Source organism: Paraburkholderia sp. Clong3 (assembly GCF_050436485.1).
GTDB classification, from domain to species: domain Bacteria; phylum Pseudomonadota; class Gammaproteobacteria; order Burkholderiales; family Burkholderiaceae; genus Paraburkholderia; species Paraburkholderia tuberum.
The window spans coordinates 379,784-394,299 of record NZ_JBNDMH010000002.1; the positions used below are offsets into that span (position 1 = coordinate 379,784).

A 14,516-nucleotide genomic window follows, 5' to 3' on the forward strand; every position below is an offset into this window, starting at 1 on the left:
CTTGCGGCAGCGGCTTCGGAAGCACGCCGGCTCTCGCCGGCTTCGATTCATCCACCCCCAAGGAGTCATCCCATGAAGAAGATTGCAGTTACCACGATCGCGTTGTTGATGCTGGCAAGCGGCGGCGCGGCCTTCGCGCAGGCGAGCGGCGCGATGTCGAACGATGAGATGTCGAAGAATGCGATGTCGAAAGATTCGATGCCCAAAGACAGCATGTCGAAGGACGGCATGAAAAAGGACACGATGAAGCACGACTCGATGAAAAAGGGCGGCGACGCGATGAAACACGAGGCGTCGGGCACGATGGGCAACTGAGTCGGCGCCGAGGGTGCCTGGCGATCCTGCCGATGCACGGCCGCGCATCGAACGGATCCGACACTGACCGCAAGCCGGGGATGCGTCCCCGGCTTTTCTGTTGCAGGAAACCCAAAAGTTACGATTCTCTCGCGTGGTGTTCTCGGCGCTTACTGCATAATGCGGTGCGCGCCGCGGCTTTGCCAACCTTGCCGCCGCGCAGCGCGGCCGCGTTGCATCGTGTCGTTTTGACCGGCGCCGCCGCCACCGCCGTTTCTGGCGCTTCCGGCGCCGCCCATCGTCTTACCGTTCCACCGACATGTCCGCCAGCCTCGCCCGTCCGACCGCATCGCCGATGCGGTGCCCGCCATCCCGCCCGAAAGGTATCGACGCAGGCTCGGCGCCTCGCGGGCATCGAGCGCATCGCGCGGGTCGAGTGGCGACGGCGGACTGAAGCATGTCGCTGCAACGTTCAGCTTTTTCTCCGCGCGGATGGCCGCTGCGTCTGCCGCAGTCGCGCAACGGGCGGATCGCGCTCGCGCTTGCCGTCGTTTATCTGGTGTGGGGCTCGACGTACCTCGGCGTGCACGTCGCGCTCGGCTCGTTCCCGCCGCTGCTGATGTCGGGCTTGCGCAACCTGTTCGCCGGCATCGGTCTGTTCGTGTTCGCCGCGCGCCGCAAGCCGATCTGGCCGAGCTTCGCCGAAATCCGCAACGCGGGCCTCGTCGGCACCATGCTGGTGGGTCTGTCGAGCGGCATGCTCGCCTACGGCATGCGCACGGTCGGCACCGGCACCGCGGCCGTGATGGTCGCGACCGTGCCGCTGTTCGCGACCGTGATCGCGGCCGTCGCCGGACGCAAGATCGGCCGCGGCGAATGGTTCGCGGTCGGGCTGGGGCTCGCCGGCATCGTGATTCTGAGTCACGGCGACAGCACGCCGGGCTCGACGGGCGGCAGTCTCGCGATTCTGTGCGGCGCGCTGTTCTGGGCCGGCGGCGCGCATCTGGCCGGGCAGCTGAAGCTGCCGTCGGACCTGTTTCTGTCGACCTCGCTGCAGATCGGCCTCGGCGGCGCGATGTCGACGCTGGTCGCGTGGGCGTCGGGCGAGCGGATGCTCGAGCTGCATTTGCTGCCTCTCGTCGCGTTCCTGTATCTGATGTTGATTGGGACGATGGCGGCGTACGTCGCCTACGGTTATCTGATTCGCCACACGAGCCCGATCATCGCGAGCAGCTGCATGTACGTGAATCCGGTCGTCGCGGTCGCGCTGGGCGCGCTGCTGCTCGGCGAGCCGGTCACCCGCTCGACGGTAATCGCGACGATCGTGATTCTGATCAGCGTCGGCCTGTCTTTCTGGTTCGATTACCGGAAGAAGCGCAGCGCCTGATAGCGGCGCGGTTCTCGTCGAACCGCGCGCCCGCTGTCAAAGCCTTGCCGCCAGCTCCGCGCCCTCGCGGATCGCGCGCTTCGCATCGAGCCCGGTCGCGAGCTTCGCGCCGCCGATCACATGAAAACGCGGGCCGCCGCTGCCGTGGTTGCGATCGACCGTCGACGGCAACAGCTCGCGCAACGACTCCTGCCCCGCGCACACGACGATCGTATCGACGTCGAGCCATGCGTCGGCACCGTCTCGCGCGATTCTGAGACCGCGCGCGCTGATCTCCCGATACTCGACGCCGCCGAGCATTTGCACCCCGTTGCGCGCGAGCGTCGCGCGACGCACCCAGCCCGACGTCTTGCCGAGGCCCGCGCCGAGCTTGCCGGCCGTGTGCTGCAATAGCCAGATCTGCCGCACCGGTTGCGCGGCAACAGGCGGCTTCAGGCCGCCGCGCTCGCGCACCAACGCGTCGCGTCGAGTGCCAGCCAGCACGCAATCATTCACGAAAAAAAAGCCCGCAGCGGCATCCCGCGACGGGCTTTGCAAATCCTGCTGCCATGTGCCGGCTTATTTCGCCTTTTCCGCCTCGTTCGTGATGGCGTGGCCGCCCTTCGAAATATCTTCGCCGGCGCCCGCCATCGTGTTGCAGCCGGTGACAAGCATGGCAGTTCCTGCGAGCACAAGCAAAGCGATCAGTCGAGTCATGAAACTTCTCCTTGTCGAGAATGCATCGGTTGATGTCGTCCGACCGGGGCCATGCCAGTCGATCAGGTCTCGATCCGGTTTCGAACCGGTTTCGAACCGGTCTGATTGCATGGTAAAAAAAGGGCGGGGGGCGGCGCTGTCGGCCGTGCCGCGATTTTGTCGTAGGCGTGCTCCGGTGTTTGCGTCGGCGCACTCCTACAACGGCTTGGGGGCGCTGCGACGAGCATCTGTCAGACGGGGCTTTGCGACGAAGTGGGCGGCGTGGCCGGCGAGGTCAGCGGCTGATCGACCGAAGGCGTCGCGGCGCTCGCGCTCGGCATCACGACGTCGATGTCGGTGCCGTTTTGCGCGCCACGGCGGATGTCGAAGCGCCCGCCATGCGCGGCTACGCGCTGACGCATGCCGAGCAGGCCGTGCGTATGTGTGCGCTTCAGGTCGGCCGGCATGATGCCGACGCCGTTGTCCGCGATATGCAGCGCGACCTCGCCGTCGCCGACCCGCAATGCGATGCCGACCTTCGAGGCCCGCGCGTACTTGGCGGCGTTCGTCAGCGATTCCTGCGCGACCCGAAACAGCGCGATTTCGGTCTGCTCGTCGAGCTGGATATCGTCGGCGGGCAGGTGCAGCTCGAGCGTCCAGTTGTTGCGCTGCGCGGCTTCGTCGGCGAGCGTGCGCAGCGCGGTAACGAGCCCGAAATTGGCCAGCACGGTCGGCCGCATGTCCTCGATGATGCGCCGCTTCAACGCGATGCCCTGGTCGAGATTGGCGAGCGCGCGCTGCAGCTTGTCGGCGATGTCCGGCTCGCTGTCCTTCAGCTTGCGGCGCGCCCATGCGACGTCCATCCGGCATGCGGTCAGAATCGCGCCGAGCTCGTCGTGCAACTCGCGCGCGAGCTGGGTCTTTTCGTTTTCGCTGACCGCCTGCAGATGCCAGCCGAGCGCTTCGAGCTGCCGCGTGCGCTCGTTGACGAGCTGGTCGAGTTCCTCCTGCTGCGTGATCAACTGACGCTGCGCGCGCGCCTGCCGGTCGATCTGGATGCCGAGATTGCGAAACAGCAGAATGAACAGCACGATGTTCAGCGCCGACAGACCCGCCGCGCACAGCGTCGAGAGCCGCTGGTCGGCGCGGCTCGCGGCCAGCGCGTGCTGAGCGCGGCGCTCCTCGTTGTCGCGCAGCAGCGCGAGCGTACTGTCGATCAACGACGCGTCCGCCGGGTTGACGTCGCTTGCCCTCCCGCATGCGCCGAGATCGAGCGGATGCGGCGCGGCGTGCTGCATCGCGGCGGCGCCCGCGCCGATGCGCGCGTCGATCAGCGCGAGAATCTGCGTGAAGCTCGCGAGTTCCGCGCTGTCCGCGCGGCCGCCGCGATAGAAGTGGTCCAACTGCTGGGTGGTGTCGCGGATGCGCGCGGCGCTCGCGCAGAACGCGTGGGCGGATGCGTCGTCCTTCGTCAGAAGAAACTGGTTTTGTTGCGCGGTGAGGCGCGACAGATCGCTCGCGAGTGTGCTCAGTCGCACGGTGACGTCGCGCGCTTCAAGCGCGGTCTCATACTCGGCGGTGATGCGCTGACGCGCGGTCTCCAGAATCACGAGGCCTCCCACCGTGATCACGATCGCCACCGTCATCGCGATCGCCCAGCTGCGATTGCGCATCCACTCGGCGAGCCGCGCCGTGGCGCGCGCGCCAGGTTGTTCCGGCGGGTTCTGCAGATTCGACACTTTCGGCTCCAGAAAGAGGGCATCGACACCGGCATCGACTCCGGCATCGCGCGAAGCCGCGCGCGTAATGTCGTCGTAATCCAATGTAAGCGGATTCTCACACGAAAAACGGCGAGCGTCGGAATGCGCGCGGCGCCGCGCATCGATAGCATGGACCCGATCGTTCATGCAATGTTTCGGGAGGAAGCCATCATGTTGAAGTGGGCACTGTTCTTCGCGATCGTCGCGGTGATCGCCGGTCTTCTCGGCTTCACCGGCATCGCGGCCGGCGCGGCGGCGATCGCGAAGTTCCTGTTCTTCGTCTTTGTCGTGCTGTGCGTGGTGTTCCTCGTGCTGGGCTTCGTCGTGACGAAGAAAATGATCGATTAGCGCGGCCATCGCGGTGGCGGCAAGCCGCGCCCTCACAGCAGGCGAGCGATTTGCTGGTAGTCGATTGGAAGGCCAACAAAAGGGAGAAATGCCATGCTTCACTATGCCATCGTCTTCTTCGTGATTGCGATCATCGCAGCCGTATTCGGCTTTACCGGCATCGCGGCCGGCGCGGCCGAAATCGCGAAGATCCTGTTCTACATCTTTCTCGTCGTGTTCGTGGTCACGTTGCTGCTCGGCGTGTTTCGAACCTAGCCGCGCGAGCCGGATGCACGCAACATGAGGTAGGCAGCGAAGTACGCAATGTAGGAACAGGTAGTCAACAAGGCGCGTGAACGCGCGGCGTTTGAATCCCCGATTGAGGCGCCCGCGTTCGAAGCGCGCCGTCATTCCACCCTGGGCGCATCAGGCGCGATTCGTGCTGATGCGCGATTCAGCCAATACCGGATAAAGGAGAAGTTCGATGGCGAAGCAATCTGGCGACACGTTCGTGATGGACATCAAGAAGATCCGCGAGGACGCGCGCAAGCATATGTCGGATGGTCCGGTCACGCAGAGCTATGGCGCGAATCGCGAGACGGTGCTCAAGCTGCTCAACGACGCGCTCGCCACCGAGATCGTCTGCACGCTGCGCTACAAGCGCCATTACTTCATGGCGAAGGGCATCAATTCCGAAGCGGTCGCGAAGGAATTTGCCGAGCACGCAACCGAGGAGCAGGAGCACGCCGATCGCATCGCCGAGCGCATCGTGCAGCTTGGCGGCGAACCGGATTTCGCGCCGGACGGCATCAAGGCACGCGCGCATTCGGAATACAAGGAAGGCGCCGATCTGACCGACATGATTCGCGAGAACCTGATCGCGGAGCGCATCGCGATCGACACGTACCGCGAGATCGTACGGTATCTCGGCGAGAAGGACGTGACCACGCGCCGGCTATTCGAGGAGATTCTCGCGGTCGAAGAAGAGCATGCCGACGATATGGCGGATCTGCTCGCGGGGCGCGAGTAGCGCCCCAGGCGACAAGGAAGCGTCGAAGGACCGGGTCGCGGGCGAACTCGGGAATGCCGGCAGCTGCGGTGCGAAGCCGCCCTCGCATTCCGCGTCCGGCCGCGGCCCCGGATCATTACCATGTCCGCATCGGAGCGACTCCCTTTGCACGGAACCCAACCGATGATTCGAGTGCTGATAGCTGACGATCATGCGATCGTTCGAGGTGGTTTCAGACAGTTCGTCGCCGACGAGCCGGACATGTGCGTCGCCGCCGAGGCTGCCACCGGCGAGGAAGCGATCTGCCTCGTGCGCGAGCAGGCATTCGACGTCGTGCTGCTCGACATCGCGATGCCTGACAAGAACGGCATCGACACGTTGCGTGTGATCAAGCAGGTGCGTCCCGAGCAGGGCGTGCTGATTCTATCGGGCTATCCCGAGAGCCAGTACGCGATCAATCTGCTGCGCGCGGGCGCGAACGGCTATCTGAACAAGGACTGCGAGCCGGAAGAAATCGTGCGCGCGATCCGCTCGGTCGCGCGCGGGCATCGCTATCTGTCGGAGGCGGTCGCCGACGCGCTTGCCGACAATCTCGACAAGCCTGCCGCCGGGCGTCCGCATGAAGCGCTGTCGGAGCGCGAATTCCAGATCTTCTGCAAGCTCGCGGCCGGCCAGTTGCCGACCGAGATTGCCGAAGAGCTGCATCTGTCGGTCAAAACGGTGAGCACGTATCGCGCGCGGGTGCTCGAGAAGATGCGTCTCGCGAACAACGCGGACCTCACGTATTACGCGATCAAGAATGGCCTGATCGAATGACGGACGATCGAGATATCCCGATGAACAGCGAACCGAACCCCGCTACCGAGTCAGCCAGCCGCGCGCCGTTGCGCGTGCTGCTGATCGAGGATTCGCCGCTGATCCGCCGCAGCCTCGTGGAGGCGATCGATGCGTCGGGCCTGCTGCGCGTGGCCGCTTATGCCGATTCCGCCGATCAGGCGATCGCGCTGCTCGGCGACGAAGCGTTCGACGCGGTGATCGTCGATTTGCAGCTGAAGCAGGGCTCGGGCGTGCCGGTGCTCGCGTATCTGCAGCGCGAGGGGCTGATCGATTCGATGTTCGCGGCGGTGCTGACCAATCACGCGTTGCCCGCGTACCGCGAGCGCTGCGAGCAGTATGGCGTGCGGCACTTTTACGACAAATCGTTCGAGTTCGATCGCGTGCTCGATGCGCTGCATGAGTATGCGTTGGGGAGGGGTGGCGGGGTGTAACGACTCGGCCGTAGTTGGCGTTTCTAGTCCTGTTTCCACACTCCGCGCTTCATCGCTTCTTCGAGCATCCCAAGGGTAAGCGAACGTCCGCCGAGCAATTCTCGCGCGCTGGAACTGAACGGGGACTTCAACGCGGCCACGACGATGTCGCGCTTTCGCATGTTGGCGGATGGAACGTGGTAAGCGACGTCGAAATCGCGCAGGTCCACGTGGAAGCGGTCAGCCCATGCGTGCATCACCTCGACGATTTTCGCCGGCTCCCAATCCAGATCGTGATACAGATCCATGTCACGGGTCAGCTTGTCGTCGAGAGGCAGCCCGGCGGGAGTGCGCATTTCGCGGATGAACCGAGCGAGATCGAGCCACGTGTCGTTCATTACAGACGATCCTCCGGCTGATATCAATGCCCAGCCCGCGCCGGCAACCGCAAATGATTCCACGCGCCGAGCCCGGCAAACGCGATCCCCGCGATCGTCACGCCGACCCACCCGAACACCGGCCACACGATCGCGCCGACACCCGAGCCCAGCGCCCCGCCGATGAAATACGCGACCATGTACACGGTATTCACGCGGCTGCGCGCATCGGGCTTCAAGGCGTAGATGCGCGACTGATTCGAAATCTGCGCGGCCTGCACGCCGATGTCGAGAATGATCACGCCGACCACGAGTCCCGCGATGCTCTTCGCCGACGCACCGAAGATCACGAACGCGATCACGACCAGCACGAGCGACACGGTGATGATCGCGCGCGGTCCACGCCGGTCGGCGAACTTGCCGGCGAGCGGCGCGGCCAGCGCGCCGGCCGCGCCGACGATACCGAACAGCCCTGCCGCCTGCGGCCCGAGATGAAACGGCGCGCCCGCGAGCAGCAGCGCGAGCACCGACCAGAAAATGCTGAACGCGCCGAACAACGCCGCACCGGTCAGCGATGCCTCGCGCAGCGCGCGATGCTCGGTGACCAGGTGCCACATCGACACGAGCAGCTTGCCGTACGGCAACGTCGAGGTCGGCTGACTCTTCGGCAAACGCAAAATGATGACGACCGCGAGTGCGAGCAGCGCGACGACGGATGCGCCAAACACCGCGCGCCAGCCGAAGTATTCGGCGACGATGCCCGCCGCGGTGCGGGCGAGCAGGATGCCGAGCAGCAGGCCGCTCATCACGGTGCCGACCGCGTGGCCGCGCTCGGACGGCGGCGCGAGTTCGGCCGCGAACGGCACCGCCTGTTGCGCGATCGTCGCGAGCACGCCGATCGCGAGACTCGTGACGATCAGCACCGCGAGCGTCGGTGCCGACGCCGCAATCACGAGCGCGACGCACATGCCGGCGATCTGCAGCAGGATCAGCAGACGCCGGTCGAAGCGATCGCCGAGCGGCGCGAGCAACAGCATGCCGGCGGCGTAGCCGAGCTGCGTGACGGCCGGCACCGCGCCGACCCATGACGCGCTGCCCGGAAACGACTGGCGGAAGTTATCGAGCAGCGGCTGGTTGAAATAGATGTTTGCGACCGAGACACCGGCGATCGTCGCGAGCAGCAGCAACACGCCGCGCAGCGACCGGGCGGAGGAAGCGGAAGTGGAAGCGTCGGAAGTGGACATGACAGGGGCGGATCGACGGACCGGCCCATGCGCGGTCCTCAAGCGTGCCGATCATACCGGAGCGGCGGGGTTCGTGCTGACGGCCGCGCGAGGCTCGCCCGCGCATCCAATATCAGGCGGTTGCGAAGTGTGTCCGGCGGTTCAGTCGATCAACGCGCCAGCGTCGTAGAACGGATACGGGCCGTCGGCCGCGTCGACATACGCATGATGCGTGACGATGCCCGTCGCCGGATCGTAGTAATGGAGCGCATACGCGGGCGGTTCCATCACGAACGCCGACGGTCCGTCCTCGCGAAAATCGAGCGCCACCTGGTGCGCGGGCGCTGGAATCGCGCTCGCGATCGTGCCGCCGAAGCGCACGAACATCGACCGATGCACGTGCCCGCAGAGCACGCGCTCGACGTTGGGATGCTGAGCGATCAACGCCGCGAGCTTGTGCGACGCCGCCCGGTCGAGCCGGATCTCGTCCATGTGCCCGATGCCGCACGCGAACGGCGGGTGATGCAGCGCGACCACGACCGGCTTGCCGCGCGCCGCATCGAGCTGCCGCTCGAGCCACGCGAGCCGCGTGTCGCACAGCATGCCGGCGCTCGAACCGGGCACCAGCGAATCGAGCGCGATCACGCGCAGCGGGCCGACGTCGAGCGCGTACTGCACGAACTCGCCGCCGCTCAGCAATTCCTCGCGCTCGGGAAACGCCGCGCGCAGCGCGTTGCGTTCGTCGTGATTGCCGACCATCAGGAAGTAGGGGATCGCGAGCGGCGCGAGCAGTGTTTTCAGGCGCGCGTACTGCTGGGGGTCGCCCTGATCGACGAGGTCGCCGGTGATCAGCACCGCGTCGGGGCGCGGGGTGAGCGCGTTGAGCGCGTCGACGCAGCGCGCGAGGTAGGGGGCGGTATCGACGCGGCGATACGCGAGTGCGCCGGGTTGCTTGATATGCAGGTCGCTAATTTGAGCCAGCAGCATGACAGAGGTCCTTCGGGTTGCTTCGTGTCGGGCGCCAGGATGCGGCGCTGTTTTTACCTACGATAGCGCAATCAGTGCGTCCGGTTCGATCGAGATGCCGACCGGCGTGCCGCGCGCAAGCTCGATGCGGCCCGCGACGTCGACGAAGAGCGGCTCGGGCGCGGCACCGCCAATCGTCAGCCGCGTGCGTTCGCCGAGGAACGCGGTGCTTTCGATCTGGCCGCGCAGCTGCGCGAGCGCGGGGTCGGTGAGCCGGGCATCCTCGGGGCGAAAGAAGATTTCGTGCGCGCCGCGTGCGTTCGACGCATGCGCGGGCAACGGCACGGCGCCGCCGCTCGTCGCGAGCATGCCGTCGCGGGGCTCGCCCGTGACACGGTTGATCGTGCCGACGAACTGCGCGACCGTGCGATTGGCCGGACGATAGTAGATGTCGCGCGGCGAACCGATCTGCTCGATGCGTCCCGCGCTCATCACGACGATGCGATCGCCGAGCTCCATCGCTTCGGCCTGATCGTGCGTCACGTAGACGGTCGTGATGCCGAGTTCGCGCAACAGCGCGTTCATCTCGCTGCGCAATGCGTCGCGCAGACGCGCGTCGAGCGCGGTCAGCGGTTCGTCGAGCAGCAGCACGCGCGGCTGCACCGCGAGTGCGCGCGCGAGCGCCACACGTTGACGCTGGCCGCCCGACAGTTGATCGATCGGTTTGTCGGCGTGCGCGATGAGCCGCATCATGCCGAGCAGTTCGTCGACGCGTTGTCGCGCGACTGCGGCCGGCACGCGTTTGATCTTCAGACCGTAGCCGATGTTGCCGCGCACGGTCAGGTTCGGAAACAGCGCGTAGCTCTGGAACACCATGCCGACCGCGCGTTTTTCGATCGGCAGCGTGGTCACGTCGTCGTCGCCGAATGCGATGCGGCCGCCCGCGTCAGGTGTTTCGAGGCCCGCGATCAGGCGCAGCGTCGTCGTCTTGCCGCAGCCCGACGGTCCGAGCAGCACGAGGGTTTCGCCCGCGCCGATCGTCAGGTCGAGCGGTTCGAGCACGCGCGTGCCGCGAAACGTTTTGGCGCACTGCGTGAGCGTGATGGGAACCGAGGTCAGTTTCATGGTGTGTCGATGGGCTTCGCGGAAGAGGCGGCGCCGCGCTTCTTCGACGCGCTGCGCTGGCCGGTCGCATCGACGCCGAGCCATTGCATCGCGACGAGCAGCGGCATCGTCATGATGAAGAACAGGATCGTGTACGCGCTGCCGATCTCGATGCGCATCGACGCGTAGGTGTCGGCGAGGCCGACCGGCAGCGTCTTCGTGTCGGGCGTGTGCAGCATCCACGTGAGGTTGAATTCGCCGATCGACAGCGTGAGCACCGCGAGCGCGCCCGCGACGATGCCTGGCCGCGCGTTCGGCAGCACGATCGTGACGAAGCGCGTGAAGAAGCTCGCGCCGAGGCTCGCCGCGCCTTCTTCGAGCGTGCGCAGATCGCTGCTCGCGCAGACCGCCGCGACCGCGCGCACCATGAACGGCAGCGTGAACACCACATGCCCGACGACGATGAACGCCGCGCTCATCCGAAACGCCGTGAAGCCGCCGTAGATCACCAGCAGCGCGAGTGCCGATGCGAGGCCGGGCAGCGCGATCGGCAGCACCAGAAACTCTTCGACGATGCGTGCGAAGCGCGTCTTGCTGCGCGCGAGCACATAGCCCGCGGGCACGCCGGTCAGCAGCGTGACGACGAGCGTCGCCGCGGCCACTTCGAGCGACAGCCACACCGAGTCGTGATACTGGGTCCACACTTCGACGAGCCAGCGCAGCGTGAGTCCGCTCGACACGCCCTTGAAGTAGTTGACCGTCAGCCCCGCGACGATCGACATGACGACCGGCACGATCAGGAACGCGCACAGCAGTAGTGTGACGAACCATTGACCCGCGGCGAGCCATGTTCGCGTGGCAGGCCACGCGCGTCGCGCGCGCGGTCCCGCTGCCGGTTGCGAAGACGGCGAAGGGGCGGTGATTGAGTTCATAGGTAGGTAGTCGTTGCGTGCGCGAACGCGCGGCTCCGGCGACGCGCCGTTCACGCGCTCGCCGCCACGCCCGAACCGCTCGCGCTGCGCGCGATCGCCAGCACTGCCCACGTGACGATGCCCAGCACGATCGACAGGCCCGCGGCCGTCACCATGTTCGCGTTCAGCGTGAACGCGGTATAGATGGTCATCGGCAGCACGTCGATGTCGGTGGCGAGCGTGAACGCCGTGCCGAACGCGCCCATCGCGGTCGCGAAGCACACGGCGCCCGCCGCGATCAGTCCGGGCGACAGCGCCGGCAACACGATGTCGCGCATGATGCGCCACGGCGATGCGCCGAGCGAGCGCGCGGCCTCTTCGAGCGATGCATCGAGCTTGGTCGCCGAAGCCATCACGGTGACGATCACGCGCGGAATCGAGAAGTACAGATAGCCCAGAAACAGGCCGCTCATCGAATACGCGAACACCCAGCGATCGCCCGCGAGTTTCAGCGACAGCGCGCCGATCAACCCTTGACGTCCCGCCAGCATGATGACCATGAAGCCCACGACGACACCCGGAAACGCGAGCGGAAACGTCAGCAGCGCGAGCAGCGTGCGCTTGCCGGCGAACTCTCGACGCGCGAGCAGCAGCCCCGCGATCACCGACAGCACCAGCGTGGCCGCCGTGACCGCCGCCGCCAGCACGACGGTCGCGCCAAGGCTCGACATGTAACGCGCATTCGTCAGCATTGCGCGATACGTCGCGAACGCATGGCCGCCGCCGGAGAGCTGCGCGAGCGCGACCATCGGCAGCAGCCAGAACGCGATGAAGACCGCGAGCGCGGGCGCGAGCAACGCGATGCGCCAGCGCAGCGGGAACGTGACTTCGTTCAATGCATCACCTGCAGATAGCGCTCGCCGAAGCTCGACTGCTTGTCGGCCATCTTCGCGAAGTCGACCGGCTTCGCGCGCGCGTATTCGCTCGCGGGCAGGAACTGCGCAGCCGTCTCGGCGCTCATCGCGCTCGCGCGCACCGGCCGCAGATACGCCTGCGCCCACAGCTTCTGGCCTTCGTCGGACAGTACGAAATCGAGCACCTTCTTGCCGTTCGCTTCGTGCGGCGCGCCTTTCACGAGGCTCATCACGTACGGCACCGAGATCGTGCCTTCCTTCGGAATCACGAACTCGACGTTCGCGTGATCCTTGTACTTCGCGCGGTACGCGTCGAAGTCGTAGTCGAGCAGGATCGGAATTTCGCCGGACAGCACGCGCGCGTACGCGGTTTGCTTCGGCACGATCGGCGCGTTCGCCTTGAGCTTTCTGAACCAGTCGAGACCCGGCTCGAAGTTGTCGAGCGTGCCGCCGAGCGCCTGGTTCACCGCGACCGCGCCCGCATAGCCGACGAATGCGCTCGACGGATCGAGATAACCGATCATGCCTTTGTATTCGGGCTTCAGCAGATCGGCCCACGAGCGCGGCACCGGCTTGCCTTCGAGCGCGTCCTTGTTGACGAAGAAGCCGAGCGTGCCCGAGTGGATCGTGAACCAGTAGCCTTGCGGGTCTTTCAGGCCGGCGGGAATGTCGTCCCAGTGCGCGGGCTTGTACGGCCGGATCAAGCCCTTGTCCTTGGCCTGGAACGCCGACGAGACGCCGAGATACACGACGTCGGCGACCGGACTTTTCTGCTCGGCCATCAGCTGCGCGATCGATTGTCCTGAGTTCTTGTTGTCGAACGGCACGCGAATGCCGGTCTTTTGCTGGATCGCCTTGATCTGGCTCGCCCAGTCGGCCCATTCGGGCGGGCAGTTGTAGCAGATCGCGGTTTCGTCGGCGCGCGCGGCTTGCGGCGCGAGCGCGACGAGCGCCGCGCCGGCGACGAGCAGGCTCGCCGGCAGTGCGGTCGCGGCGGCGCGCGAGAGTTTCTGCCACAGCGGTATGAGCGAGGATGCGAAGCGTGAGGTTGAGCGGGGCACTGCGGGTCTCCCTGTGTCGGATGGGTTGCGAGGGTTGGGGATGACAGCTAGGGCGCGCGTATGCGCGTGCCTTCATTGGGCTTCTTATGCGAGCGGCTTTTCGGTGGCGGCCGCAGCGCTCGGGACGTGGGTCGGCGACGCTCCGTCGAGATTCGCGTGCGAGCCGAGCGCCGCGATCGTCGCGCCTTCGCGCAAGCTATGCGGCAGCGTCAACGCGCGCGAGGTTGCGCAGAACGCGCGCTCGTCGCGCGCGCCGCCGATGCGTGCGAGCAGGCGCTGCCACGCCGCACAGCCGATTTCGCGATTCGGCGCGCAGATGCTCGCGAGCGCCGGCGACAGCAGTTCGCCCATTGCGAGGCCGTCGAAGCCGAGAATCGACATGTCCTGCGGAATCCTCAGACGCGCGCGGCGCAGGCCGCGCATCACGACCATCGCGAGCAGATCGTTGCTGCAGAAGAGGGCGGTCGGACGGTTTGCGCCGTGCGTCAGGTGCGCGAGCACGGACGGCGCGAGTTCGTCGGCGTTGAAATCGACTTCGAGCGCGGGCGCGGCCGTGAGGCCGGCCTGCTGCATCGCCTGCGTGTAGCCGAGATGCCGCTGACGCGCGCGATCCGAGGCCGCGAACGAGCCGGCCAGCATCAGGATGCGGCGATGGCCGTGCGCGATGAGCCGGCGCACGCCGTCGTAGGCGGCGAGGCGATTGTCGACCGACACCGACGGGCGGCGCACCGTGTCGTTGTGCATCAGCACGTATAGCAGGCCGTCGCGGTCGAGTTCGTCGAGCAGCGGATGGGTGTCGGCATCGGCGACGGTCAGGATCAGTCCTTCGACGCGATGCTCGCGCAGCGTTTCGATTGCGTGACGTTCACGGTCCACGTCGTACTGCGTGGTCATCAGCATCAGCCGATAGCCTTGCGCTGACGCGAGATCGTCGATGCCTTGCAGGCATTCGGCGAACACCGGGTTCGCGAGCGTCGGCAGAACGACACCGACGAGGCGCGTGCGCTCGCCGCGCAATTGCCGGCCGAGCGGGCTCGGGCGGAAGTTCAGCGCGTCGATCGACTGACGTACCTTGTCGAGCGTGACGGGGTTCACGGTGTGCGGCGCGTTGATCGCGCGCGATACCGTGGCGATGGAAAAGCCCGCGTGGGCGGCGACATCCTTGATCGTCGGCGTCATCGGTTTTCGGCCCGCTGTAATCGTTTTCGTGAGCGGATTATCGGCAACGTTTGTGACTTTGGGATGAATGCGGGTGTCGGGC

At 66.1% G+C, this 14,516-nt stretch carries 17 protein-coding genes and 1 pseudogene; 7 read left to right on the plus strand and 11 right to left on the minus strand.

The annotated features are described in order from the left end of the window. Positions 1-72: 72 nt before the first annotated feature. On the plus strand, positions 73-315 hold the full coding sequence (locus tag OKW30_RS06050) for a pentapeptide MXKDX repeat protein (protein ID WP_187626594.1): 243 nt from the start codon (positions 73-75) through the stop codon (positions 313-315). A gap of 436 nt (positions 316-751) precedes the next feature. After that, complete coding sequence (locus tag OKW30_RS06055) at positions 752-1,681, plus strand: EamA family transporter (RefSeq protein ID WP_184071038.1); 930 nt, start codon at positions 752-754, stop codon at positions 1,679-1,681. 36 nt (positions 1,682-1,717) lie between these two features. Here OKW30_RS06055 and fadH read toward each other — a convergent pair. The 3 genes and pseudogenes from fadH to OKW30_RS06070 all read right to left on the minus strand — a co-directional run. After that, positions 1,718-2,143: pseudogene (gene fadH / locus OKW30_RS06060) on the minus strand (NADPH-dependent 2,4-dienoyl-CoA reductase); the annotation flags it as partial. Positions 2,144-2,239: 96 nt separating this feature from the next. Continuing rightward, positions 2,240-2,377, minus strand: coding sequence for an entericidin A/B family lipoprotein (locus OKW30_RS06065; RefSeq protein ID WP_184022056.1), 138 nt, complete (start codon positions 2,375-2,377; stop codon positions 2,240-2,242). Positions 2,378-2,607: 230 nt separating this feature from the next. Beyond that, a complete protein-coding gene (locus OKW30_RS06070; protein WP_429346256.1) occupies positions 2,608-4,263 on the minus strand; it encodes a sensor histidine kinase in 1,656 nt (551 codons plus the stop codon). A 24-nt stretch (positions 4,264-4,287) separates the two neighbouring features. Between OKW30_RS06070 and OKW30_RS06075 the strand changes: the two genes are divergently transcribed. From OKW30_RS06075 to OKW30_RS06095, 5 genes are all read left to right on the plus strand, one after another. Next, positions 4,288-4,464: a DUF1328 family protein gene (locus tag OKW30_RS06075; protein ID WP_090805380.1), complete on the plus strand. Its 177-nt coding sequence runs from the start codon at positions 4,288-4,290 to the stop codon at positions 4,462-4,464. A 93-nt stretch (positions 4,465-4,557) separates the two neighbouring features. Continuing rightward, positions 4,558-4,719: a DUF1328 domain-containing protein gene (locus OKW30_RS06080; protein ID WP_006052455.1), complete on the plus strand. Its 162-nt coding sequence runs from the start codon at positions 4,558-4,560 to the stop codon at positions 4,717-4,719. 208 nt (positions 4,720-4,927) lie between these two features. Then, positions 4,928-5,473, plus strand: coding sequence for a ferritin-like domain-containing protein (locus OKW30_RS06085; RefSeq protein WP_429346257.1), 546 nt, complete (start codon positions 4,928-4,930; stop codon positions 5,471-5,473). A 162-nt stretch (positions 5,474-5,635) separates the two neighbouring features. Further along, on the plus strand, positions 5,636-6,268 hold the full coding sequence (locus OKW30_RS06090) for a response regulator (RefSeq protein WP_187626596.1): 633 nt from the start codon (positions 5,636-5,638) through the stop codon (positions 6,266-6,268). A gap of 20 nt (positions 6,269-6,288) precedes the next feature. Further along, positions 6,289-6,720, plus strand: coding sequence for a response regulator (locus OKW30_RS06095; RefSeq protein ID WP_018421103.1), 432 nt, complete (start codon positions 6,289-6,291; stop codon positions 6,718-6,720). Between the two features lie 23 nt (positions 6,721-6,743). Here OKW30_RS06095 and OKW30_RS06100 read toward each other — a convergent pair whose 3' ends face one another. From OKW30_RS06100 to OKW30_RS06135, 8 genes are all read right to left on the minus strand, one after another. Further along, the gene (locus OKW30_RS06100; protein WP_429346258.1) at positions 6,744-7,097 is read right to left on the minus strand and encodes a DUF1493 family protein; all 354 of its coding nucleotides are present in this window, start codon (positions 7,095-7,097) and stop codon (positions 6,744-6,746) included. A 23-nt stretch (positions 7,098-7,120) separates the two neighbouring features. Further along, positions 7,121-8,320 carry an MFS transporter gene (locus OKW30_RS06105; protein WP_184022067.1) on the minus strand — a complete coding sequence of 400 codons (1,200 nt, stop codon included), beginning with the start codon at positions 8,318-8,320 and terminating at the stop codon, positions 7,121-7,123. 141 nt (positions 8,321-8,461) lie between these two features. After that, entirely contained in the window at positions 8,462-9,286 is an 825-nt protein-coding gene (locus OKW30_RS06110; protein WP_184071032.1) for a phosphodiesterase, read from the minus strand. Between the two features lie 57 nt (positions 9,287-9,343). Next, positions 9,344-10,390: an ABC transporter ATP-binding protein gene (locus tag OKW30_RS06115; RefSeq protein WP_429346259.1), complete on the minus strand. Its 1,047-nt coding sequence runs from the start codon at positions 10,388-10,390 to the stop codon at positions 9,344-9,346. Beyond that, a complete protein-coding gene (locus OKW30_RS06120; RefSeq protein ID WP_184071028.1) occupies positions 10,387-11,301 on the minus strand; it encodes an ABC transporter permease in 915 nt (304 codons plus the stop codon). The genes OKW30_RS06115 and OKW30_RS06120 overlap by 4 nt, the downstream gene beginning before the upstream one ends. A 50-nt stretch (positions 11,302-11,351) precedes the next feature. After that, positions 11,352-12,176 carry an ABC transporter permease gene (locus OKW30_RS06125; protein WP_187626599.1) on the minus strand — a complete coding sequence of 275 codons (825 nt, stop codon included), beginning with the start codon at positions 12,174-12,176 and terminating at the stop codon, positions 11,352-11,354. Beyond that, positions 12,173-13,255 (minus strand): ABC transporter substrate-binding protein, encoded by a 1,083-nt coding sequence (locus OKW30_RS06130; RefSeq protein WP_184071025.1) that lies wholly within the window; start codon positions 13,253-13,255, stop codon positions 12,173-12,175. The genes OKW30_RS06125 and OKW30_RS06130 overlap by 4 nt, the downstream gene beginning before the upstream one ends. An 84-nt stretch (positions 13,256-13,339) precedes the next feature. Further along, a complete protein-coding gene (locus OKW30_RS06135) occupies positions 13,340-14,434 on the minus strand; it encodes a LacI family DNA-binding transcriptional regulator (RefSeq protein WP_184071023.1) in 1,095 nt (364 codons plus the stop codon). Positions 14,435-14,516 lie beyond the last annotated feature (82 nt).